At 50.3% G+C, this 23,934-nt stretch carries 23 protein-coding genes; 8 read left to right on the top strand and 15 right to left on the bottom strand.

Annotated features, from left to right (window positions below; all coding sequences use genetic code 11):
• Positions 1–79 precede the first annotated feature (79 nt).
• The gene (locus N8M53_RS02890) at positions 80–763 is read right to left on the bottom strand and encodes a DNA-3-methyladenine glycosylase I (RefSeq protein WP_269579419.1); all 684 of its coding nucleotides are present in this window, start codon (positions 761–763) and stop codon (positions 80–82) included.
• Positions 764–846: 83 nt separating this feature from the next.
• Between N8M53_RS02890 and N8M53_RS02885 the strand changes: the two genes are divergently transcribed.
• The 4 genes from N8M53_RS02885 to pheA all read left to right on the top strand — a co-directional run bounded on the left by N8M53_RS02885 (position 847) and on the right by pheA (position 4,599).
• Positions 847–1,155 carry a YebG family protein gene (locus N8M53_RS02885; protein WP_077484446.1) on the top strand — a complete coding sequence of 103 codons (309 nt, stop codon included), beginning with the start codon at positions 847–849 and terminating at the stop codon, positions 1,153–1,155.
• A 223-nt stretch (positions 1,156–1,378) separates the two neighbouring features.
• Complete coding sequence (dapD, locus tag N8M53_RS02880) at positions 1,379–2,410, top strand: 2,3,4,5-tetrahydropyridine-2,6-dicarboxylate N-succinyltransferase (protein WP_269579418.1); 1,032 nt, start codon at positions 1,379–1,381, stop codon at positions 2,408–2,410.
• Between the two features lie 394 nt (positions 2,411–2,804).
• On the top strand, positions 2,805–3,155 hold the full coding sequence (gene hpf, locus N8M53_RS02875; RefSeq protein ID WP_046074133.1) for a ribosome hibernation-promoting factor, HPF/YfiA family: 351 nt from the start codon (positions 2,805–2,807) through the stop codon (positions 3,153–3,155).
• 259 nt (positions 3,156–3,414) lie between these two features.
• Positions 3,415–4,599: a prephenate dehydratase gene (pheA, locus tag N8M53_RS02870; RefSeq protein WP_269579417.1), complete on the top strand. Its 1,185-nt coding sequence runs from the start codon at positions 3,415–3,417 to the stop codon at positions 4,597–4,599.
• Between the two features lie 68 nt (positions 4,600–4,667).
• On the opposite strand, the gene N8M53_RS02865 is transcribed toward pheA, so the two are convergent.
• The 3 genes from N8M53_RS02865 to N8M53_RS02855 form a co-directional block, all read right to left on the bottom strand.
• On the bottom strand, positions 4,668–5,357 hold the full coding sequence (locus tag N8M53_RS02865; RefSeq protein WP_082084423.1) for a DUF3800 domain-containing protein: 690 nt from the start codon (positions 5,355–5,357) through the stop codon (positions 4,668–4,670).
• Between the two features lie 419 nt (positions 5,358–5,776).
• On the bottom strand, positions 5,777–6,910 hold the full coding sequence (gene tyrA, locus N8M53_RS02860) for a bifunctional chorismate mutase/prephenate dehydrogenase (RefSeq protein ID WP_269579416.1): 1,134 nt from the start codon (positions 6,908–6,910) through the stop codon (positions 5,777–5,779).
• Positions 6,911–6,913: 3 nt separating this feature from the next.
• Entirely contained in the window at positions 6,914–7,990 is a 1,077-nt protein-coding gene (locus tag N8M53_RS02855; RefSeq protein ID WP_269579415.1) for a 3-deoxy-7-phosphoheptulonate synthase, read from the bottom strand.
• A gap of 180 nt (positions 7,991–8,170) precedes the next feature.
• Between N8M53_RS02855 and N8M53_RS02850 the strand changes: the two genes are divergently transcribed.
• Positions 8,171–9,868, top strand: a complete 1,698-nt coding sequence (locus tag N8M53_RS02850; RefSeq protein ID WP_269579414.1) for a sensor histidine kinase — start codon at positions 8,171–8,173, stop codon at positions 9,866–9,868.
• Complete coding sequence (gene btsR, locus N8M53_RS02845) at positions 9,865–10,581, top strand: two-component system response regulator BtsR (RefSeq protein WP_269579413.1); 717 nt, start codon at positions 9,865–9,867, stop codon at positions 10,579–10,581. Before N8M53_RS02850 ends, btsR begins: the two co-directional genes overlap by 4 nt.
• Positions 10,582–10,598: 17 nt before the next feature.
• Here the strand turns inward: btsR and N8M53_RS02840 are convergent, their stop codons facing one another.
• From N8M53_RS02840 to ffh, 7 genes are all read right to left on the bottom strand, one after another.
• Positions 10,599–10,988 carry a DUF2799 domain-containing protein gene (locus tag N8M53_RS02840; protein ID WP_269579412.1) on the bottom strand — a complete coding sequence of 130 codons (390 nt, stop codon included), beginning with the start codon at positions 10,986–10,988 and terminating at the stop codon, positions 10,599–10,601.
• A gap of 146 nt (positions 10,989–11,134) precedes the next feature.
• Positions 11,135–12,559 carry a carbon starvation protein A gene (locus N8M53_RS02835; protein ID WP_269579411.1) on the bottom strand — a complete coding sequence of 475 codons (1,425 nt, stop codon included), beginning with the start codon at positions 12,557–12,559 and terminating at the stop codon, positions 11,135–11,137.
• A gap of 218 nt (positions 12,560–12,777) precedes the next feature.
• Positions 12,778–13,131 (bottom strand): 50S ribosomal protein L19, encoded by a 354-nt coding sequence (gene rplS, locus N8M53_RS02830; RefSeq protein WP_046074125.1) that lies wholly within the window; start codon positions 13,129–13,131, stop codon positions 12,778–12,780.
• A gap of 28 nt (positions 13,132–13,159) precedes the next feature.
• Entirely contained in the window at positions 13,160–13,915 is a 756-nt protein-coding gene (trmD, locus tag N8M53_RS02825; RefSeq protein ID WP_269579410.1) for a tRNA (guanosine(37)-N1)-methyltransferase TrmD, read from the bottom strand.
• Between the two features lie 25 nt (positions 13,916–13,940).
• The gene (gene rimM / locus N8M53_RS02820) at positions 13,941–14,468 is read right to left on the bottom strand and encodes a ribosome maturation factor RimM (protein ID WP_077666533.1); all 528 of its coding nucleotides are present in this window, start codon (positions 14,466–14,468) and stop codon (positions 13,941–13,943) included.
• Between the two features lie 28 nt (positions 14,469–14,496).
• Entirely contained in the window at positions 14,497–14,745 is a 249-nt protein-coding gene (gene rpsP / locus N8M53_RS02815) for a 30S ribosomal protein S16 (protein ID WP_046074122.1), read from the bottom strand.
• Between the two features lie 205 nt (positions 14,746–14,950).
• Positions 14,951–16,333 carry a signal recognition particle protein gene (gene ffh, locus N8M53_RS02810; protein WP_269579409.1) on the bottom strand — a complete coding sequence of 461 codons (1,383 nt, stop codon included), beginning with the start codon at positions 16,331–16,333 and terminating at the stop codon, positions 14,951–14,953.
• A 181-nt stretch (positions 16,334–16,514) separates the two neighbouring features.
• Here ffh and N8M53_RS02805 point away from each other — a divergent pair, with 181 nt between their 5' ends.
• Together N8M53_RS02805 and N8M53_RS02800 are read left to right on the top strand one after the other, a co-directional pair.
• A complete protein-coding gene (locus N8M53_RS02805; protein WP_269579408.1) occupies positions 16,515–17,312 on the top strand; it encodes a cytochrome C assembly family protein in 798 nt (265 codons plus the stop codon).
• Positions 17,313–17,418: 106 nt separating this feature from the next.
• Positions 17,419–18,705 carry an HlyC/CorC family transporter gene (locus tag N8M53_RS02800; RefSeq protein WP_269579407.1) on the top strand — a complete coding sequence of 429 codons (1,287 nt, stop codon included), beginning with the start codon at positions 17,419–17,421 and terminating at the stop codon, positions 18,703–18,705.
• A 149-nt stretch (positions 18,706–18,854) separates the two neighbouring features.
• Here the strand turns inward: N8M53_RS02800 and N8M53_RS02795 are convergent, their stop codons facing one another.
• The 4 genes from N8M53_RS02795 to N8M53_RS02780 form a co-directional block, all read right to left on the bottom strand.
• The gene (locus N8M53_RS02795) at positions 18,855–21,407 is read right to left on the bottom strand and encodes a LuxQ periplasmic sensor domain-containing protein (protein ID WP_269579406.1); all 2,553 of its coding nucleotides are present in this window, start codon (positions 21,405–21,407) and stop codon (positions 18,855–18,857) included.
• Positions 21,408–21,410: 3 nt separating this feature from the next.
• Positions 21,411–22,457, bottom strand: coding sequence for a substrate-binding domain-containing protein (locus tag N8M53_RS02790; RefSeq protein ID WP_269579967.1), 1,047 nt, complete (start codon positions 22,455–22,457; stop codon positions 21,411–21,413).
• Between the two features lie 303 nt (positions 22,458–22,760).
• Positions 22,761–23,279, bottom strand: coding sequence for an S-ribosylhomocysteine lyase (gene luxS, locus N8M53_RS02785; RefSeq protein WP_269579405.1), 519 nt, complete (start codon positions 23,277–23,279; stop codon positions 22,761–22,763).
• A gap of 28 nt (positions 23,280–23,307) precedes the next feature.
• Entirely contained in the window at positions 23,308–23,925 is a 618-nt protein-coding gene (locus N8M53_RS02780) for a hypothetical protein (protein WP_269579404.1), read from the bottom strand.
• Positions 23,926–23,934 lie beyond the last annotated feature (9 nt).

The following is a 23,934-nucleotide window of genomic DNA, read 5'->3' as shown; positions in this document are numbered from 1 at the left end:
AGCGCAAACCGCTACCGACACGCCGCGACCTCGCACACGACTTGCTAACCGTGTGATAGCACAGCAAATCGCTGCGCGATTAAACCCGATTGTCACCCACACTGAATGCGATCAGCTGGCTGATATGGTTCAGTGAACGACCCGACTCTTGTTGCCACTCATTAAATGCCTGTTGCGCCGCTTGCATCGCCCGCTTGGTCTCTCGGCCGCTATCAACGATTTTAGTCGCGCGCAGGTAGTGCTCGATATCGCGGGTGAACAAGAAGGTGTCCTTGCCCATTCGGCGCAAGGTATAAGCCCCCGTATTACCGCCTAAACGCTTACCGTGCTTTTTTAAATACTGCCATAACCCGACAATATCTTCGCTGGGCCAATCGGCGACAAACTGACTAAAACTGCCGTGCGATTGCTGCACGCGGTGGATCATTTCCGCGTTGTGTGGAATGGTCATCACCTTGGTGAGGTGACGAATAATCGCTGGGTTGGTGGCTTTTTCTTCCCACATTTCCGGCGGCATCAGCAGCATTTTCTCAATATCAAAGCCCCAGAACACCTCTTCAAATCCGGGCCATTTTTTACGCACTACCTGCCAACTAATGCCCGATTGAAACACCTTCTGGCTAAACGCGGCTAACCAGCGATCATCCGGTATCTCACACAAGGCATGACGCGCAAGCGGCGCCACTAGCATGCGTTCTAACTCATGTTGGCCACCTTTACGCTCAGCGGCACGTTGATAAATGGTGCTAAATTTTTCTCTCATGTCACAATCATGGCAGGGTCGGTGGACAATGCCCCTTATCCTACTGTATAAAAAGACAGTGAATCAACGAAGAGAGGGTAATTATGGCCGTTATCGTCAAGTACGTGGTCGAACGCGAAGGAGAAGAAAAGATGACATTTACCTCCAAAGCCGAAGCCGACGCCTACGACAAAATGTTAGATATGGCGGATGCGATGTTCGATCTGATTGGAGAGAGCGAGCTGGTGGACGACGAAGAAAAGCGTGAAGCCTTGTCGCTATACCTTGCTCAACACAAAGACTCCGTGCTCGAAGCGCTGGGTGCCAAACGCAAGGCGGCAAAGAAAAAGCCGGCTAAAAGCGAGACCAAAGCGGACACAAATAGTGACGACAAAGACGCCGACGCGGCCTAATGTTGTGATTGCAGACCCTTTTAACATCCGCGAAAGAGCAAGCCTATTTGGCTTGCTTTTTTTATGCTTGTTTCCTGGTGCCTATGCATCAACATGAATCGGTGCGCTGACCTGTAACGGTTTTTGCTTTCACCAGCCGTTAAGCGCTTCCAACCACCGCCGCTTGTCTTTAAGATGAAGTGTTTGATGTTTTAAGCCCAACGACACAAGGAGATCTCCCCCAATGGCAAGCTTTGCTCTGGCACTCGGTACCGCCACTCAAAACCAGGACGGTAAAATCATTGAAGCCTATTTCCCGGCGCCCCTGCTTAACCCTAGTGATGATCTGGTGAGTGCCCTAAGCGCGCTAACCGATTATAGCGCCGGTAATCAGGTACTAGAGATTGCACCAGAAACCTGCGCTGCAATCAGTGAAGCCTTCGCTGCCGCTGGCGCTCAACAGGCAGCTAACTTTGCGAGCAAGGCTCAACAAACCACACAACCGCTGGTGCTGGTTATTCTAGAAAACGACAGCAAACCCGCATCGGTGGCGGAAGGCTTTTTAAAGCTTCAGCTGATCTCACACCGCTTGGTCAAACCTCACGGTGTGGTGCTTGACGGGCTCTTTGGCCTGCTGCACAACATTGCTTGGACCAACCAAGGCCCGATCGACTTGCCAGAGTTGCCTGAGCGTCAAATGGAAGCCCGCCTGAAAGGCGAAACGCTGACCGTTGAGTGCGTGGATAAATTCCCGAAAATGACCGATTACGTGGTGCCTGCCGGCGTGCGTATTGCCGATACCGCCCGAGTGCGTTTGGGTGCCCATGTGGGCGAAGGTACGACAGTGATGCACGAAGGCTTTATCAACTTTAATGCTGGCACCGAAGGCAAAAGCATGATTGAAGGCCGCATCTCTGCAGGTGTGATGGTCGGTCAAGGTAGCGATATCGGCGGCGGTGCATCGATTATGGGTACGTTAAGTGGCGGCGGCCAGATTGTGATCTCAATCGGTGAGAACTCACTCTTGGGTGCCAACGCTGGCCTTGGCTTCCCCTTGGGCGATCGTTGCACCATCGAGTCAGGGTTGTATGTTACCGCAGGCACCAAAGTCACCATGCTCGACGCCGACGGCAATGTGGTAGAGAGCATCAAAGCACGTGACTTAGCGGGTAAATCCGATCTCTTGCTACGCCGCAACTCCAAAACGGGAGCGGTTGAATGCCTCACCAACAAAACAGCGGTCGAGCTCAACCACGAGCTGCACGCCAATAACTAATTAAGCGCGCGTTTAGCGTTCTTCAAAGGCGGCCAACTTGGTCGCCTTTTTTATGCCCATTTTGCTTGAACCACTATTGCATCACCGCAATGCGCCAAAAAGCATCAGCAGGTTTGTGGCACATTGTTAACCACAAGTAAAAGGTAGGGAATACATAGGCGCGACGCGCCCCTGACTGGCGGGTGAATCAGCATTCGTGACCTCTCCCAACGTAGCATTTTTATCAGTGAGTTCAAGGCTTTTCCGGCCTTTTCGATGTCAGGATTCGTGAGTGCTCACAGATCCTCCTATCAACATCTCTCCCCCCTTTAAACATGAGCTAAGTCACGTTATCAATAATGGAAAGCGGTAATCTGAAGATGAACCTAATACAGGGGAACAAAGAGGAAAGAGTATGAGAGTGGAAATTGCAGGCAAAAACATCGAAATCACTCCCGCCATCCGTGAGCGCATCGAAAGCCGCTTTGAAAAGCTGGCCAAGTGGCAGGTGGCACTCATCAATCCTCATGCTGTGATCAGTAAGGAGCCAAACCACCAGTTCAAAGTAGAAGCCAAAGCTGGGCTACCAGGTTCAACATTGGTTGCCTCTGCCGAAAGCGACGACATGTACAAAGCGATTAACGAGGTGGGCCAAAAACTCGAGAAGCAACTGAATAAGGTCCAACACAAAGGCGAAGCGCGCCGTAATGATAAATCAGCCGCGACGGTTGCGATGGAAGAAAATCCAGCCGATGAGGAAATCTAACCCTCAGCGCAACACCTAAATCGCTAAACATGTTAGCCCCGCCTTTGCGGGGCTTTTTGATCCTTGACACGCCTGCCTGCGCCCCATATGGTTAATCCATACGCAAACATAACAACACAACGCCCAATGCTGATTCTCGCTCGTTTTTTTCGCTTCTTTTTTATCTCGCTAACGCGGGAGGAAGCGTGCTAAGCCCAATCAGCCTGGCGCACTAACCTCCCAACCGGGAGGTTTTTTTGTATTAGAACAAGGATAATGTATGCCAGACACACCACGCCCACTGGATGAGATACGCACACGGATAAGTCAGCTTGATCAAGAGCTGCTGACGCTATTGGCCGAGCGACGTCGCTTAAGCCTGGATGTCGCCAAAAACAAAGTCGCGGTGCAAAAACCGATTCGCGATCAAGCCCGCGAACAAGCCTTATTAGAAAAATTGGTGACCAAAGCGCAAGATCACCAGCTAGACGCTCACTATGTATTGAGCCTGTTTCACACCATTATCGAAGACTCGGTACTGATTCAGCAGCGCTACCTGCAAAACCTGGCCAACCCAGACAATCAGCGTCCAGTGGCACGGGTTTCTTTCTTGGGTAACCAAGGCTCTTACTCCTATCTCGCTGCGCGCCAATACTTTAGCCGCAAGCAAACCGAACTGGTGGAGATGGCCTGTGACAGCTTTAAAAAGGTAGTAGAAACGGTAGAAACCGGCCATGCCGACTACGGTATCTTACCCGTAGAAAACACCAGCTCTGGCTCAATCAACGAAGTGTACGATCAGCTGCAGCACACGCGTTTATCGATTGTCGGTGAGCTGACGCTGCCTATCGACCACTGCCTGCTGACTGTCGGCGACCAAGACCCAAGCCAAATTGATACCTTGTATGCCCACCCGCAGCCGCACCAGCAATGCAGCGAATACATTGACACCTTGGGTAACGTGAAGAAAATCTACTGCTCCAGCACCGCTGAGGCTATGCAACAAGTGGCGGATTTAAACCAGCCCAATGTGGCCGCGATTGGCCATGCTGCCAGTGGTGAGTTTTACGGTTTAACCGCAATTAAGGGCGAGATTGCCAACCAACAGCAGAATCATACCCGCTTTATTGTGGTGGCCCGCAAGCCGGTAAAAGTGTCGTCACTGACCCCTGCCAAAACCACGTTTATTATGTCGACCTCACAGCAAGCCGGTTCCTTGGTCGAATGCTTGATGGTATTGCGCGAGCGTGGCATCAATATGACCAAGCTCGAATCTCGCCCCGTGCTCGGTAACCCGTGGGAAGAGATGTTTTACGTCGATGTTGAGGCCAATATGGCTAGCAACCTGATGCAAAGTGCACTGGACGAGCTCACCACCCTGACCCGTTATCTAAAAGTGCTCGGCTGCTACCCGTCAGAAACCATTTCCCCCACCGAGGTATCGCTGCCGGACAGCCACGACTAACCGCGAGTGGCCATTAACGCCAAAAGCCCACGATGTGGGCTTTTACTAATTAATTACCATTGTATCGCCTAAACGACCGTGTGAAGTCCATGCTGAACGCCCCCAAAATAGTCAAATTTTCGCTCAATAAGGTCGAAAAACTGACCGTCCTTTTTTTCATAATAACGAAACAACGCGTAAGCAATCAGGTCCGCGAGTTGAATCAATCTTGTTGCTTCAGAATCGATAAAGGCAGGGACTTCTGCCATATTCCTCAGACGCCCCCAGTCATGACCATCGAGTTTAAACGCTTTAGCGAGTGCTTGAATCGGTGCTTCTTTGCTGCTTTTGTCAAAAAGAATCAGACCTCTTTGGGTATTATTGAAGTGAACATGTTGTCTGGCTAAGAAATGATCGAAGCGGGTTACAATTTGTTGAAAGGTATAATGAACCGGATCATTTGGAGAGATGGCACCTTTTCTTACAACTGAAGCAAATATTCTAAATTTACGCCCATCAATTAAGCTAAGAGCCTGTTTGATGGCTTCTAGGCGCAACTCTTTATCAAATTTCCGCCAAAAGCCTCGCCCCGCAAGCATTGGTGCGCCGTGGAGTTCAACAGCGTGGGGGTCTTGTGGATTGAAGATTGCCGCGATTTTATCTAACTCAAGAGAAAGCCAATGTGCAGAGCGCTCGAACACACTGAAGCCAGCGAGAACAAAATGCTCTTGGTCTGCGCCACCAGGAGTGCCTGATTCATCTGCGTACAACAAAAACATATACGAACCCCTAAGATAATAGAGAGTCGCTACGAAAGGAAATGGGGGGAAAGAAGGCGGCGGAAAGAGCTACGAGCTCAGCGCACTACAACAAGGCAGCACACCATAGATTGTTTCCAACCGCTCGGTAACTATATCCCTAAATCACAGACTCTGCAACGATAGTTCTAATACGCTTTCGACCGCTTGCTGTAGCCTCAAACACGCAATAACCGTACATCTCATAGCGACGAAATAATACATTCGAATCCGCTTAGCCTACTACAAAGACTCACTTTTCCACGTGCGAGCCTGATTATAAATACCCTATCACTTTATCCATGCGATCCAGTTCTTAGTCCGTCATATCGATATACAAGCTATCTCACTTTATCTGTGTGGCTCTCTACCCTCCTGCCCCTTGAAAAGGTAAGCCTTGACTAAGTCGCGGTGCGATGGGTGGCGTCGTTGGCTTGTCGCAACAGGCCTTGGCTTTCTTGTAAAAAACGTGGGGCATAGTCGCCAAACCAGTTTTCTACTTGCGCGAAGGCATCAACAAAGGTGGCTTTGTCGTGTTGTTCAAGCAAATCAATCGCTTCGCCAAAACGCTGGTAAAAGCGCTTGATCATCGCCAGGTTTTGCGGCGAGGACATAATAATATCCGCATACAGACCCGCATCTTGGGCGAACAAGCGCCCCACCATCGCAAGCTCTAAGCGATAAATCGGTGAACTTAGTGCGGTGAGCTGATCTAAATTGGGGTTTTCTTCTGCCAAATGGACCCCGTAAACAAACGACGTAAAGTGGCGCAGTGCTTGGATCAACGTCATACCTTCATCATGCTCAATGGCACTGATCCGATTTAACCCGGCGCCCCAGATACGAAATTGCTCAAGCAACCATTGGTACGCCTCAGGGTGGCGGCCGTCGCAATAAACAATCACCTGCTTGGCAAGGCTGGCCACATCTGGACCAAACATCGGGTGCAGCCCGACCACGGGCCCTGAATGCGCTGCTAACATCGCTTGTAGCGGACCTGATTTGACTGAGGTGAGATCCACTAATAAGCAATCGTCTGGCAGTTGGGTCAGTTTACTAATGACCGTTTCCGTGACGTCAATGGGTACCGACACTACCACCATTCCTGCATTGGCCAGCAGGGCGTCGGCATGCCCCCAATCATCTTTATCCAGCACAGTGACTTGGTAACCAGAAAGCGCAAACAAACGCGCAAACAAACCACCCAGCTGCCCTTTACCGCCAATGACGACGATCTGGCGTAAATCCGGGTTTAGACACTTAAAGCCAGAGTCGTTTTCACTGCTGTACGACTCGCGCATGGTACGACGCAGCACATCTTCAATTAAATCCGGTGGCACGCCTTGCGACTGTGCTTCTTGACGACGCGAAGCGAGCATCGCCGCTTCACGGTCCGGTGCATAAATGGGCAAGCCATGCTGGCTTTTTACCTCTCCCACTTCTGCTACCAGCTCTAAACGGCGCGCGAGCAGGCTCACCATCTGTTTATCGACATCGTCTATTTGATCGCGCAGTCGGCTTAGTTCCGCCACCATGATTTAGTCCTGTTGAATCCGTTGTTGAAGAGAGGTTGCCAGCTCTTGGTGAGCATGACGGAGCAATTGTTCGGTAGACGCCCAATCAATGCAAGCATCGGTGATCGACACCCCGTATGCCATCTCATCTTTCGGCAGATCCGCTGATTGGTTGCCAGCGTTGAGGTGACTTTCAATCATCAAGCCAATCACAGAGCGATTACCTTGTTTGATTTGATGGATCACATCTTCCGCCACCAGCGGTTGCCGACGATAATCCTTGCGAGAATTCGCGTGGCTACAATCCACCATCAGGGACGGGTTAAGCCCCGCGGCTTCCATTTGCTGCTCACATTCGGCAACGGAGACTGAGTCGTAGTTAGTTTGCTTGCCGCCGCGCAAGATCACATGGCCGTTCGGGTTACCTTGGGTATTCAGTAATGCCACTTGCCCAGCTTGGTTGATCCCCATAAACCGGTGCCCAGACGCAGCGGCTTTCATCGCATTGGTGGCGGTGGCCAGATTGCCATCCGTGCCATTTTTAAAGCCGATTGGCATCGACAGGCCACTGGCCATTTCACGATGGGTTTGCGACTCGGTGGTACGCGCACCAATCGCCGCCCAGCTAAACAGATCGCCAATGTATTGCGGGCTGATAGGATCCAGCGCTTCAGTGGCCAGCGGGATCCCCATTTGCGCTAAATCGGTAAGCAGGCCACGCGCTTGCTTTAAGCCTGATTCCACATCAAAGCTTCCATCCAGGTGGGGATCGTTGATCAAGCCTTTCCAGCCAGTAGTAGTGCGGGGTTTTTCAAAGTACACCCGCATCACGATAAACAATTGGTCGCTCAGCTCATCCGACAAGGCTTTCAGACGACGCGCATAATCTTTTGCTGCCTCCACATCATGAATCGAGCAAGGGCCACACACCACGAGTAAACGATGATCGCGTTTGTGAATAATATCCGCCACGGTTTGGCGCGCTTGGCTGATCGCCGCACGCGTGCTTTTTTCAATCGGAAATTGCGCGCGAAGTGCTTCTGGCGTGAGCAGAACTTGCTCATCGCGGATATGGACATTGGTCACCGAATCTTGCTGCATAGCCTTGCCTTTAATTGTTCATTAAGTTTTACACAAACAATACCAGGCTCCATTTTAAAAGCAACAGCTAGTGTACTATTTAATTTACTTAGTAAACTTAAGTTTACATTGGAATTTGAGATAGAGTCTTAAACCGTCAACCGTTACTATAACCTATCCGTGATTTTTGTGTGGGTGGTTATGGCCCTGGTTCTTTCCCTCTTGCAGCAAATGAGCGTTTATCTGGTGATCGCCTATTTGCTGAGTAAAACGCCGGCGTTTATGCCGCTGCTGAGCATCTCAGGACGGCTGTCGCATAAGGTCGTTTGTTATTTCCTCTTCTCTGGTTTTTGTATTCTCGGTACCTATTTTGGCCTAAGCATCCAAGACGCGATTGCCAACACCCGTGCTATCGGTGCAGTAATGGGCGGCTTACTGGGCGGACCGGTCGTGGGCTTTTTGGTTGGGCTAACCGGTGGCTTACATCGATATAGCTTAGGCGGTTTTACCGATCTCGCTTGCGCTATATCGACGACCGCCGAAGGCTTGATTGGTGGCTTTATGCACCGCTACTTAGTGTCCCGCAACCAAACCAGCCGTTTGTTTTCCCCTACCGTGGTGTTAGGGGTGACCTTTGTCGCCGAGCTGGTGCAAATGGCGATTATCCTCGCGGTGGCTGAGCCCTTTAGTCGTGCATATGAGCTCGTCAGTGCGATTGCTGCGCCCATGGTGATTGCTAACTCGGTCGGTGCCGCGATGTTTATGAGCATTATTGTCGACCGAAAAACCCTGTTCGAGCGCTATTCAGCGGCGTTTTCCAGTAAGGCGCTAAAAATTGCTGAACGATCGGTCGGTATTTTAAGTAGCGGCTTTAATCAGCAAAGCAGTGAACAAGTGGCTGCCATTATTCAGCAAGAGACAGGGGTCGGGGCCGTCGCAATTACCGATCGCGAAAAGATCCTCGCCTTTACCGGTATTGGCGATGATCACCACCTGCCAGGAACACCTATTGCCTCAGATTACACCCGTCGCGCGATTGCCGATGATCAATTAATTTATATCGATGGCGCCGATACGCCCTACTGCTGTTCGCTGTCACCTTACTGCAAACTCGGTTCAGTGCTGGTGATCCCATTGCGCGGCGGTGACGGTTATGTGCTAGGCACGGTGAAGCTTTATGAGCCTAAACGGAAACTCTTCTCGGCGATCAATGTCACCATGGGTGAGGGGATCGCGCGACTCCTCTCCAACCAGATTTTGACGGGGCGTTATCAGCGCCAACAAAGCTTGCTCACCCAAGCCGAGTTAAACTTATTGCGCGCCCAAGTGAACCCACACTTTTTGTTCAATGCCTTAAATACTATTAGTGCAGTGGTCAAACGTGAGCCGGAACGTGCTCGCCAGTTAATCCAGCACTTATCCACCTTCTTTCGCAGTAATCTCAAGCAAAATCGCGAGACGGTGTCGCTTGAGCAAGAGCTGAATCACCTTGATGCGTATTTAGAACTCGAACATGCCCGCTTTGCCGATCGTATGAGCGTTGAGAAGCAGATTGATCCGGCTATCTTGCACGCGGTGATCCCAAGTTTTACCTTACAACCTTTGGTTGAAAACGCGGTGAAACATGGGATCAGTCAATTAATGGCAAACGGTAAAATTGTGATCCGTGGCTGGCAAGAAGGCGAATGCCTGTATTTACAAGTGGAAGACAATGCTGGGCTTTATCAACCCACGGTGCAGCACACAGGACTTGGGATGCGGATTGTCGACAAACGCGTGCGCGGTCTATTTGGTGGCCAATATGCACTAAAAATGACCTGTCAGCCCGATGTGTGGACACGGGCAACCGTTACCCTCCCCTTAACGTATCAAGCGCCCAACAAGGAGAGTCAGGCATGATAAAAGCACTGATTGTTGATGATGAGCTACACGCCCGTGAAGCCTTGGAAGACGAGCTACTCGCGCTTGGCGGCGTTGAGGTGGTTGGACAGTGCAACAATGCCATCGACGCACTAAAAACCATCAACCAAATCCGCCCCGATGTGGTGTTTTTAGATATTCAGATGCCGCGCGTGACCGGCTTAGAACTTCTCGCGATGCTCGACCCCGACACCATGCCTAAAGTGGTCTTTGTCACTGCCTATGATGAATATGCGGTGCAAGCGTTCGAGGAGAATGCGTTCGACTATTTGCTCAAGCCCGTCGAGACCATACGATTGAAAAAATCACTGGAAAAGCTCACGCGCGAACTGAGCCAGAAGCAAGACTACCAAGTGATCACGCCCGCGTTGGATTTACTCCCTTGTGCCGGACATAACCGGATTACTCTGATCCCTCACCAAGAGGTGGAGGTCGCACGTACCGCACTAAGTGGGGTCGCGCTACTCACGGCAAAAGGCGAGTCTATCACGCACCTTTCACTCAAAGTTCTGGAAGACAAAACACCACTGATACGCTGTCATCGCCAATACTTAGTGCATCCGGCTGCTATCCGCGAAATCCAGTTGCTCGACAATGGCCTTGCCGAAGTGATCACTCAATCTGCGTATGTGGTGCCTGTCAGCCGACGCTATCTCAAGTCATTAAAAGATAAGCTCGGGCTGTGTCAGTAAGCCGTGTTCACCGTGCGCTAGTAGAAAAGCCCATTGGTTTGGTTTTGAAAATCATTATAGCCGCGCTGCCATTCCATCCTAAAGCGCTGGGAGCCAGGACGACTTTCACACACGCCCATATAGGGGTTGCCATCTAATCCCAATTGGTAGGCATGGGTAGGATCGCAGTAAGCATCAATACCCTGAATATAGCCTTGCTCGTAATCGAGATAGTTGGCATTGATGGTTTCGCCGGCGTCGGTGGCTAACGTCCGCAAATCGCTCAACGAGCGCTGTGGCAATCCGCGCTGTCCATCTTGCTCGCCAAGTCCATACCAGTTCTGCTCATCGACCAAGCCTTGGGTGGTCGACGCGGCGCATCCGACCAAGAGTACAACAACCCATAGTGAAAAAATCGTTTTTATCATGCTTAACCCTTACCCTACATAAAAAGCCCCAGCAAAAGCTGAGGCTTAGATCTTAGCGTATTTGCGCAGATATTGCCGTAAGACCAATCATTTAGATAAAAATCAATCGACGCTAATCAAGGCTGCTCGCTCTGGTGACATGGCAATCACTTCTCATCCGCGATCAGTTGTGGATTAGGCTTATACCCCACAAAGAAAGCGATAGTGGCAGCAATTGTCGCCCCCACGCCGATGATGGTAGCGATATTCATCGGCAAGCCAAACCCGATTTCAGCATTGGCCAAGTAAGTGACGGTCACTGCGGTCATAAACATTGCTGGAATGGTGCATACCCAGTGCAATTTATCGCGTTTAATCAGATAAGCTGCCGCGGCCCATAGCATGATCATCGCGGTAGTTTGGTTCGCCCAGCCGAAGTAACGCCAAATCACGCCAAACTCCGCTTTGGTGATCAAAAAACCGACCACAAACATGGGGATCGCAATCATCAGGCGCTTCACCATCGGTTTTTGCTGAATTTTCAGAAAGTCGGCGATAATCAGACGCGCGGAGCGGAAAGCGGTATCACCCGAAGTAATCGGCAGCACTATCACGCCTAAGACCGCCATAATGCCTCCGACGGTGCCTAGGAGCGAGGTAGAAACCTCATGCACCACCGCAGCCGGGCCACCGTTAGCCAGCGTTTGATTAAGCGCCTCACTCGACTCATAGAAGCTCAAGCCCAGGCTACACCAAATAAGTGCAATCACACCTTCACCGATCATCGCGCCGTAGAAGATAAAACGCCCTGACTTTTCATTTTGCATGCAGCGCGCCATCAAGGGCGACTGGGTGGCGTGGAAGCCGGATACTGCTCCACAAGCGATAGTAATAAACAGCAATGGCCACAGTGGTAGATCGGTTGGGTGGAAGTTGGTCGCAAAGTCTAACCCTTGGCTGTAGAAGCTGTGATCGCTCACGGCCAAGCCGATGATCAAGCCGACCGACATAAAGACAAGCAAGGCACCAAACACGGGATAAAAACGGCCGATAATTTTATCAATGGGTACCACTGTCGCCAGCACATAATAGGCAAAGATAATACCGACCCACATCGCCACGCTCATCTCTGACAAGCTACCCAACAACTTGGCGGGACCGAGCACAAATACCACGCCGACCAACATCAACAGCAACACCGCAAAGAAGTTCATAAAATGTTTAGCGAAGTTGCCCAGATGTTCACCAACCACAGAAGGCACAGAAGCCCCATTTGCGCGGACGCTCAGCATGCCTGAGAAGTAGTCATGCACAGCCCCCGCAAAAATGCAGCCAAACACAATCCATAACATGGCGACAGGGCCGTACAAGGCACCGAGAATCGGGCCAAAGATTGGGCCTAATCCAGCAATATTCAAAAGCTGAATCAGGTAAACTTTTTTGTCCGACAGCGGCACATAATCCACGCCATCGTTCATGCTCATGGCCGGTGTCGCTTTTTGCGGCTTAGGCCCAAATATTTTGGTAATAAAGGTGCCGTAAGTGAAATAGCCCACAATCAAGGTCACCACGCATAATAAAAACCAGGACATCGCTGTTCTCCGTGTCGTTAGCAGCTAAGCTGCCAATCTTTTAGTAGGGTACAGGTGCCATTTTGCCTACCTAGCCGCCACATTCATCTGCTTTGTCGGTGAGTGGTCACATGGCCGAGTAAACGGTTGTAAGTGCGATTGAGCGGTTGAGCGGTTGAGGACAATAAAAAAGCCCGTCCATTTGGACGGGCTTTTTGAGCAATAAACGCCGAGGGCGATTACTTCTTGTTAAGACGCTCTTTGATTCGAGCTGACTTACCAGAACGCTCACGCAGGTAGTACAGTTTGGCACGACGTACTGCACCGCGACGTTTAACAGTAATGCTGTCGATAACTGGCGAATGGATTTGGAAAGTACGCTCTACACCTTCACCGCTTGATACTTTACGTACGGTGAATGCAGTGTGTAGACCACGGTTGCGCTTAGCGATAACCACACCTTCATATGGCTGCAGACGCTCACGGTTACCTTCTTTTACTTTAAGCTGTACCAGGACAGTGTCACCTGCTTGAAACTCAGGCAGGTCTTTTTTCATTTGCTCTTCTTCGAGCTGCTTGATGATGTTACTCATTGTTTATAACCCTAGAATAAACTGAAACTCAATTTGATTCGGCACTTGCACGGTGTTCTTTGATGAACGCGGCAAGTAGTGATTCCTGTTCGTCAGTCAGAGCTAGGTTTTCCAGGAGCTCTGGTCGTCGTAACCAAGTGCGACCTAGCGATTGCTTTAATCGCCAGCGACGAATGTCCTTGTGATTGCCGGATTTTAGCACCTCTGGTACCCCCAACCCGTCTAACACTTCTGGACGTGTGTAGTGTGGACAGTCTAACAACCCGTTAGCAAAGGAGTCTTCCTCTGCTGACGCCATGTCCCCGAGTACACCCGGTACAAACCGAGCAACCGCGTCCACCAGCGTCATTGCGGGCAGCTCGCCCCCACTGAGCACAAAATCTCCCACTGACCATTCTTCGTCTACATGGGTTTGAATAATGCGCTCATCTACCCCTTCATACCGGCCGCAAATCAAAATAAGTTTGTCATTGCTAGCCAGTGATTTGACCCCCGCTTGGTCGAGCTTGCGCCCTTGCGGAGAGAGGTAAACCACTTTCGCTTTATCGCCTGCGGCATGTTTGGCAGCGTGAATAGCATCGCGCAACGGCTCAACCATCATCAACATGCCGGGGCCACCGCCGTAAGGTCGGTCATCAACCGTACGGTGCTTGTCTTGAGTGAAATCACGCGGATTCCACGTTTCGACGTTTAACAGCCCTTTTTTTACCGCTTGGCCCGTGACTCCAAAATCAGTGACCGCTCGGAACATCTCAGGAAACAGGCTAATAATGCCAACCCACATATTTCCGCTCGCTTACTGTTGGAGTTTAAAAACCAGGATCCCAGTCAACTTCGATCCGTTGAGCAGTGCGATCAATTGACTTGATAACCTGCTCTTCAAGGAACGGAATTAAGCGTTCCTTTTTGCCAAAAGCATCTTTGAGGTTGGCTTTGACGACAAGTACGTCGTTAGAGCCGGTTTCGAGCATGTCAGTCACCGTACCGAGGTGATAGCCTTTTGCATTCACCACGTCCATGCCAAACAGCTCACGCCAATAAAACTCTTCATCTGACAAAGCAGGCAGCGACTCAGTCCCTACTGCAATCTCAGCATTGGTCAGCATCTGCGCGTCTTCGCGCTGATCCAGCCCTTTGAGCTTGGCAACATACCCCTTGTTGTGGCGTTTCCAGTCTTCTAACTCGAAACGTTGCCACTGCCCGCGCACCTGGATAAACCAAGGAGAGTAGGCAAAAATGCTCTCAGCTTCTTCAGTGTAAGAAAAAATCTTGAGCCAGCCACGAATACCGTATGACGCGCCTAGCTTGCCAACCACGATAGTATCTTGCTCACTCATTTCTTCTTTTAACCCTGACACTGGAGACTTACGCTGCTTTCGCGGCGTCTTTAACTAGCTTAGCCACACGGTCAGAAACCGTTGCGCCTTCGCTAACCCAGTGGTTTACGCGATCCAGGTCAAGGCGTAGTTTCTCTTCCTGGCCTTGAGCTACAGGGTTAAAGAAACCGATTTTCTCGATGAAGCGACCGTCGCGCGCCTGGCGGCTGTCAGCTACAACGATTTGATAAAATGGGCGTTTTTTCGCGCCATGACGTGCCAAACGAATGGTTACCATATCGTCCTCATTTGCATTACTTAATAAAATTGGCCCCGTTTCGCGTAAGCAATGCGGGGCCTCGTGCCAAAATAAAGCTCGGGAATTTTACTCTTTATTGCTGTGAATGCAACTGGTTTAGTCAAATTTCCACCAGTTGTCCCAAGCCTCACAGCGAGTTGATCTGCCTGCCAGCACTGGGCTGACAGGCAAGTCCGCTATCTGATTAGCCCATGAATCCGCCAGGCCCGCCTGGGCCACCACCCGGTGGCATCATGCCTTTCATTTGGCGCATCATGTTGCGCATGCCACCTTTTTGCATCTTCTTCATCATCTTCTGCATTTGAGTGAACTGCTTAAGAAGACGGTTCACATCCTGCACTTGGGTACCTGAACCTGCAGCAATCCGCTTTTTACGCGACCCTTTGATGATTTCTGGACGCTGGCGCTCACGTGGTGTCATCGAATTGATGATCGCTTCCATCTGCAAGAACATTTTGTCATCAACGTTATCTTTCACGTTGTCGGGCACATTCGACATCCCAGGCAACTTATCCATCATGCCCATCATGCCACCCATGCCCTTCATCTGCTCAAGCTGGTCGCGAAAATCAGCCAAGTCGAAGCCTTTTTTCTGCTTAAACTTCTTGGCCATTTTCTCGGCTTTGTCTTTATCGACATTACGCTCGAGATCTTCGATCAACGACAGGACATCGCCCATCCCCAAGATACGGGATGCCACCCGGTCAGGATGGAAAGGCTCCAGTGCGTCGGTTTTTTCACCTACACCCAGGAATTTGATCGGCTTGCCGGTGATATGGCGCACCGATAATGCCGCACCGCCACGGGCATCACCATCGACTTTGGTCAATACCACACCCGTTAACGCCAACGCATCATTAAAGGCTTTGGCGGTATTTGCCGCATCTTGACCTGTCATCGCGTCGACCACGAACAAGGTCTCTACTGGGTTGACCGCACTATGAACGTCTTTGATCTCGTCCATCATGGCATCATCAACGTGCAAGCGACCGGCGGTATCGACAATCACCACGTCGTAGAACTTCAGCTTGCCGTGGTCAACGGCCGATTTGGCAATATCGACGGGGTTTTGATCGGCGCTAGATGGGAAGAAATCTACCCCGACTTCACCCGCCAAGGTTTCCAGCTGTTTAATCGCCGCCGGGCGATAAACGTCTGCAGACACCACCAAGACTTTCTTTTTTTCCTGCTCGGTAAGCATCTTACCCAGCTTGCCCACACTGGTGGTTTTACCCGCCCCTTGCAAGCCTGCCATCAAAATCACTGCTGGCGGCTGGGCCGCAAGATCCAATTTTTCATTGGCATCGCCCATCACCGCTTCTAACTCGGCTTGGACAATTTTGATAAATTCCTGCCCAGGCGTCAGGCTTTTAGACACTTCAATGCCAACGGCACGCTCTTTGACGCGTTTGACAAAATCACGGACCACAGGGAGCGCGACATCGGCTTCCAGCAGCGCCATACGCACTTCGCGTAGGGTCTCTTTGATATTGTCTTCCGTTAACCGACCACGGCCGCTCACATTTTTGAGCGTCCGGGATAAACGTTCTGATAAGTTTTCAAACATGCGTTACTCGCCCACTCGTCCTATTGGCCCATGATTTTTCATCTGGGTGCAATCGCTGTCGCGAAATTACTGAGATTATACCGCAATCCCCCCATCGCTTGCATGTATCGATAGCGACGAAGATTGAGGCAAGGTATACTCACACCTTCATTCTTATTGATTAACTGACTGATCGGTGACGATGGAAATTCTGACAGCCTTATTGGCATCAATGCTTTATCTGGCCGCCATTTTGCAGATCATCCCCGGCTTGTCCAGCAACAATCAAATTAGTGCGAAGCCGGTCTTTTTCACCGCCTTGGCTGCGCTGGCGCTGCATGCCTACCTGTTAAAAGACCTGATTTTATCAGGCACGGGGCAGAACCTTAGCATGCTCAACGTCGCCTCCTTGGTGAGTTTTATCATTGCGATGATGACTACCGGACTAATTTTTAGGTTGCGGCTGTGGTTCTTGCTACCGGTGGTTTATGCCTTCGCAGGGCTAAACCTTGCGAGTGCGACACTGCTTCCTGGCGCCTTTATTACCCATCTCGAATCGCATCCAGAGGTGCTGTTGCATATTTCTCTGGCGCTGTTCGCTTATTCAACCTTGATGATAGCCACCTTATATGCGCTACAACTGGCATGGTTAGACTATCAGCTCAAACACAAAAAACGTCAGGTCATTAATCACAATGTCCCTCCTTTAATGATGGTGGAGCGGCAGCTTTTCAACATCATTTTGGTGGGTCAGGTGTTATTAACCTTCACTTTAATGACTGGATTGCTCTTTGTCGATGATATGTTCGCGCAAGGGAAAGCGCACAAAGCCTTCCTTTCTATGGCCGCTTGGGTCGTGTATGGCGTTCTCCTTTGGGGACATTATCAATCAGGCTGGCGTGGACGTCGGGTGGTCTGGTTTAGTATTGTGGGCGCCTTTCTACTCACTTTAGCCTATTTTGGCAGCCGTTTTGTCCGTGAGATCCTGATCGCGGGGTAAGACAGTGCGCGCATATGGCAAAGGGCAAACGGCCCCATAGGCGCGTGGCAGTAGTGTACACTCGAGCATAGGCTCTGATCTTCAAACAAACGTAAGGAACAGTTCGTTGGACGACATATCGACGGGAATTTTAATTTCCCTTTTGGTATTGCTTATCGTCATTTCCGGTTATTTTTCCGGGTCTGAGACAGGCATGATGGCCCTTAACCGCTACCGGTTACGCCACCTTTCTAAATCAGGCCATAGCGGCGCTAAGCGAGTCGAAAAACTGCTCACTCGGCCAGACCGGCTGATCGGGCTTATCCTGATTGGTAATAACCTGGTCAATATTCTTGCCTCGTCGATCGCGACCGTTTTAGGCTTGCGCCTTTACGGTGATGCCGGTATCGCGATCGCCACCGGCGCTCTGACCATGGTGATTTTGGTTTTCGCTGAGGTGACCCCAAAAACACTTGCCGCCCTCTACCCTGAGCGGGTTTCATTTATCAGCAGCTTTGTGCTGACCATCCTGATGAAAATTTTCTATCCGTTGGTCAGTTTGGTGAATTTTATTACCAATGGCTTTTTACGGATACTGGGGTTAGGCGCCAAGGCGGATGGCAAAGACAGCTTAAGCACCGAGGAACTGCGCACGATTGTTAATGAAGCAGGCAGTCTGATCCCTCGCCGCCACCAGCATATGCTGCTGTCGATTCTTGAGTTAGAAGAAGTGACCGTGGATGACATTATGGTACCCCGTAATGAAATCACCGGGATCAATATCAATGATGACTGGAAGTCAATCATGCGTCAGTTCACGCATGCTCCGCATGGACGGATGGTACTCTATCGCGACACCATCGACGAAGTCGTTGGCATGCTGCGGGTGCGCAAAGCGTACCGCTTAATGGTAGAGAAAAACGAATTTAACAAAGAAACGCTGCTTCGTGCCGCCGACGAAGTGTACTTTATTCCTGAAGGCACACCACTGAACGTGCAAATGCTGAAGTTCCAGCGCAACAAGCAACGTATTGGTTTGGTCGTTGACGAATATGGCGACATGATCGGCTTGGTGACTTTGGAAGATATTCTCGAAGAGATCGTGGGCGAATTTACAACATCATTGTCACCGAGCTTGGCAGAAGAAATTACACCATTGACCGACGGAGGGTATCTGATTGAGGGCAGCGCCAATATTCGCGACTTGAATAAGAGCCTTAATTGGGCCCTGCCGACCGATGGGCCGCGTACTCTCAATGGACTCATCCTCGAACACCTGGAAGATATTCCTAACAACCGCTTAAGTGTGGAAATTGATGGCCATCATATTGAAATTGTCGACGTCGCAGACAATATGATTAAGCAAGTCAAGGTGTTACCAGCCAAGCAACCACAAGCCAGTTTAGACAGTTAGTTTGACGCCATCGCATCAGCGATATCACAACAAGTAAGCTGAGCAAGTCATAACAACCGTGAAATAAACGGGAAAAGGTGGGGCATTCCCCACCTTTCTGTCTTACTCTTTTTCATTCGCCACATGATCGACCGGTGCATCAGCCATCATCAAGAGCTGTTTTCCGTACAGGTGTAATGCCGTAATGCTTCAATAAAGCTGGCCTCTTTGATCGGTTTAACAATCACATAGTCTGCGCCCGCTTGATAAAAGGCCTCATGCACATGGCCGTACGCATCTGCCGTGCAAGCATAGATAGGGACAGCGAGCCCCAAGGTTTTACGAATCGCTTTCGTCGCATCAATGCCGCCAAGCTTGGGCATATGATTATCCATTAATACCAAATCATAATCTGCCTGTTGGAGACGTTCGAGCGCCTGCTCCCCATCTTTCACCCAATCAACATCAATCTGGTATTTTTTGCAAAACGCTTGAGCCACCATGGCATTGATTTTGTTATCCTCGACCAGCAACAACCGCTCTATACCCAAAGACGCGGGATCAAAGGGGTCAACCTCTACGGCTTGTTCGGGTTTAGCGTGTGTCACGGTCACAGGCACAGTGACCATAAAGCGGCTACCTTTATCTGGCTCACTGGTCACATCAATGTCCCCCCCGAGCAAGTCGAGTAAGCTTTTCACGATAGATAATCCCAAGCCACTGCCTCCGTATGTCCGCGTGACGCTGGAGTCAGCTTGTACAAAAGGGTCAAACAAGGATGCTAGCGCTTGTTGATTCATCCCCACCCCCGTGTCAGTAACCTCTATATGTAAGCTTGTTTGCTCACCCGACTCGACCAATTTGATGTTCATCCCCACCTTGCCCACATGGGTGAATTTCACCGCATTGCTCATCAAGTTGAAAAGGATCTGAGTCAGGCGTGATTGATCAGAACAAACCATGGTGTCACCCGCAACGGGCGCATCAATCGTCAATCCAATCTGTTTACTCTCACAAATCGGGGTATAGATATTCTCAACCGTGCGAATCATGTCGTGCAGATAAAAGTCGCCGTGCTCGATGGTCATCTTTCCTTGTTCTATTTTGGAAAGATCCAGCACATCATTCAACACAGTGAGTAAGTGCTCACCACTTTGGTAGAGGCTCCCTAAAAGCTCTTTTTGCTCTTTCTCTTTCGCCTTATCACTCAATATCTGGGTGATGCCTAAGATACCATTGAGCGGTGTTCGAATTTCATGACTCATCTTAGCTAAGAACTCAGACTTGGCACGGGCAGAGGCTTCTGCCGCTTCTTTGGCGCGTTGGCTCTGTTGCTCCGCTTCAATCAATGAAGTGATTTCTTGCCCCTGTCCAATCACCGCTTTCACTTGGTTGTCGACCATTAAAGGCGCCAGGTTCCAACGATAAACCCGACGATCAATCTCGATATTGACCCCTTTTAAAATCGTACCGTTAACTGACCGTTTAAGATGCGGTGAAATGGCATACATGAATTGGTCATATAACCAACTGGACGCATGGATCTGCTCATCATAATTCAGCTTTAATTTGGCCGCGGGGTTAATACGTGTGATGGCAAAGTCGGTGTCCCAAACGATGATAGGTGACAAGGCATAATCAAACAGATCTTGCAGGGAGCGCTCTTTTTCATACAAGGCATCAAAGGTGGACTCCAAGGTCTTACCGATATGGTTAAACTCTTCAATATCCGAGCCCGCAAAAGGCAAGGTACGCTGTCGCGAACGCGCACCTTGGGTATAACGCATCAATTTTTCCAGTGAATCCGCGATGCGCGTTTGCACAAATCGGTTCACCCAAATCGCTGCCACGATAATCACCATCGTGGTCAACAGCAGGTTAATTCCCATTTGGCGTTGCAGTGCCACCACATTGTCATTTTGCTGTGCCGACAATAGCGCTATTTTTGAGGGCTCACCGGCGATGTGTAACTTGGCTTGGCTCACCAAATAGTGACGAAATGCCTGGCTCTCTCCTGGCGCAGGAAGCGTAAGATCGCGACCAATGTCATCGTTGCCGCTCAGTGTCGAGGCAAGCGTGACATTATCAGCAGACAGCCACACCGCTTGCGTACCGCTGGCGCGCTGCAAACTTTTGACAAACGAGAAGTTGCCATTAAGCATCACCACCACATATAAGTAACCACCCAGCTTGCCACTAGACTGAAACACGATTGGCGTTCGCCGCATCAACAAATAACTTTGCTCCACCTCTGTGGTTATGGTGGTTAACGTCCAGCGGTTAACGCCTCTGAGTTGCAGACGTAACTGTTCCAGCTCGTCACCATCAATCCCATGAAACAAGCTACTGCCATCATGCCAAAGCACCCGATCGTCTTTGGCGATAAAGCGGAAATCGGGGGTGTTGGCCACGTCTTGTTGCTCTTGTTCGATAAAATAGTCATCCAACGCCGCGCTGTTCTCATTCGCCACCATTGACTGCAGTGTCGCACTCGCGGCATTGGTATTTTGGTGGATTTGTAGTGATGTGAGACGACTGTCAAACACATTTTGCAACAGGCGAGAAGTCTGCGTCAGCGTGCGGGTGATTTCTTGATTAATCCCCGCCAAAGTAAGCTGATAACTCTGTATATACACCCCGGCCGTCACAAAGAGGAAAAAGACCACAATCAAACGGGTCAGTAATTGAGACAGTGACAGCTTCGGCGAACCCGATATGGCCATTTTTTAGTCCGAATACCTAAATGCTTTTTTCTTAAGTGCCTCTATTCGCTTGGGATCATCGTAGCGAGTGACCACTTCAAACCGCCCAGAATAGACCACAGGCACAGGTTGATGTTCAATGTCACGTTTGATCGCCTCGGCCATGGCAATCCCTGTATCATCATTCATTCTCATCACAGTCACATCAAGTTGACCGGCGGCAATCGCGTCAAGTTCTGCTGAGCCCCCGCCCCAGCCATTGAGTCCAACCGTGTCACGGCCTAGCTCATCGAGGGCCTGGACAGCGCCAAACGCGACGTCGGTTGCACACGCGTAAATAAAGTCGAGCTTTGGATTATTGTTTAGCATCGCTTTGGCCGCCTGGTAACCCGACTCTCGGTCACCCTTGGTGTAATAGGCAGACAGCAAGCTGCTATCAGCGTGCGAGCTCATGGCCTCAATAAAGGTATCTCCCCGTGCATCACTGACATAACCTTGCGAAAAATAAAGCACCGAATAATTCACGCCTTCAGGATATCGCTCCTGGTAATAGGTTGCCAATGCACGGCTACCACGTTGGTGATCAAACCCCACATACAAGAATGGCTGATTATCTTGCCACGCTTTTACGGGCGTGGTGATATTTTGCAAAATAAGCTTGGTTTTGTTCTGGGATAACACATGGTTAATAAACTTACGGTGGCGCACGCTATTCAAGGTAAAAATGAGGTAATCGGCCCCATCACGTAACGCTGCATACAACGAGGCACTTTGTTCACGAATATCGGTATTGGGGCGCGTCGTGACTTGTTGGAGCTGATAAGGGATATTGAGCGCAGTCAGCCGCCGCTCGAAGGCACGTACGTTACGCTGCCAGTAGTCGGATATTTGCTCGCCCGGCACCACCACAGCGATTTTTATTGGATCCATGGCACCGAAAAAAGGAACCGGCTCTGCTTGTACGAGAGCGTCCAATTCGGTGGTTAGACTTTTTTGCTCAGGGTGCAGCGCAAGGTACTCATCATAAGACCAAAAGCCATTGAGTGATCCGTGGGCATTCGACATCACCATCAGCAAGGTGATCCCGGTTAACCAACGGAAAAAACGGATCGCGTCATTTAGATGTCTGGTGCGTAAACTCACTTTTATCCCACAGCCTTTTTGTTTCCAAGTCAGTGTCAGCTTAGCGAAACCCGTGCACGGACGCAGCGAGAAAAGCGAGAAGCGTGCTTGATGAGGCAAAAAAGAAGCAACAAAGCCTACACTTCCCAGGCATTTATCTAGCAATCAAGACAAAAAAGGGAGAAAGCCATAAATACCAAGAAAAACGGCAGCCCAATATGGACTGCCGTTGACGTTCAAGGCTGAGGCGCGCTAGTCAACGCGCAACGTTTGTAGCATGGACTCAGGTAAGGAAAGATCATCGTTTTTATTCACGGTCACGCCTGCATCGATGATGGTACGAGCGATATCTTTCGCCTCGCTGAGTGAGTGCATCTCATATGTCCCGCATTGATACTCGTTGAGCTCAGGGATCTTGTCTTGCGACGGCACAACCAGCACATCTTCCATCGCCAGTTCCCATGCTTTCGCCACCTCAGGCTCTTGTGGTTCGCCAATCAGACTCATGTAGAAGCCAGTACGACACCCCATCGGCGAGATATCAATGATCTCAACCTTATCGCTGTTGAGATGCTTACGCATAAAGCCAGCAAACAGGTGCTCGAGCGTGTGGATCCCTTTTTCTGTCAAGTGCTCTTCGTTAGGGCGACAAAAACGAAGGTCAAACACAGTGATAGTATCACCGCTGGGCGTTTGCATCGTTTTGGCAACACGCACAGCCGGCGCATGCATGCGAGTATGGTCAACCGTAAAACTATCTAATAGTGGCATCTTACCTCCTTTATCCCTCGCGATGACCTTAGAATGGCCACCAGCTCAGATTATCCTCGAGTCGTTGTCGGCAACCTTTTAATTGCCAACCGTAGTCCTTTGCTTGTTGTTCGACTTTACGCGCCACGCGTTTTAACCCGGGTTTCCCCTCAAACGAGCCGCGCTGAAATCCACCTCTACCTTCATGGTAAGCCAAATACTGACGATACACATCCCACTTAGACACCCCGAGTTGGCGGTAGGTTGCATCGGTATACCAACCAATAAACTGTAACGCATCGGCAAAGTCAGTGCGGGAGCCGCCATTGTCTGTGGCTTTTTGATAATCAGACCACGCAGGATCTTGCGCTTGCGCATACCCATACGCACTGCTCACTCGCCCCCAAGGTAAAACCCCTAGTACATAATCACGAGGCGGTAAGGCATCATGAACAAACGCGCTTTCCTGCTTAACAAATGCCATCGCGACTTGGATGGGCGTCCCCCAATCTTCTTCCATTTCGACCGCCGCTTCAAACCAGTCGGGGTGCTGGTCGAAAATATCACAAAGATTGTTAGGGTTGTCCGGCGGCGGTGTGGCACATCCGGATACGCCCACAACAAGAAAGAGGGCAGCTAAACGACAGATCAAGCGCGCTCTGGTCATGGTGAGCCT

Source organism: Salinivibrio kushneri, from assembly GCF_027286325.1.
GTDB lineage: Bacteria > Pseudomonadota > Gammaproteobacteria > Enterobacterales > Vibrionaceae > Salinivibrio > Salinivibrio kushneri_A.
The sequence above is the reverse complement of the archived record's forward strand: the minus strand, read 5'-3'. Positions and strand labels throughout refer to the sequence as shown.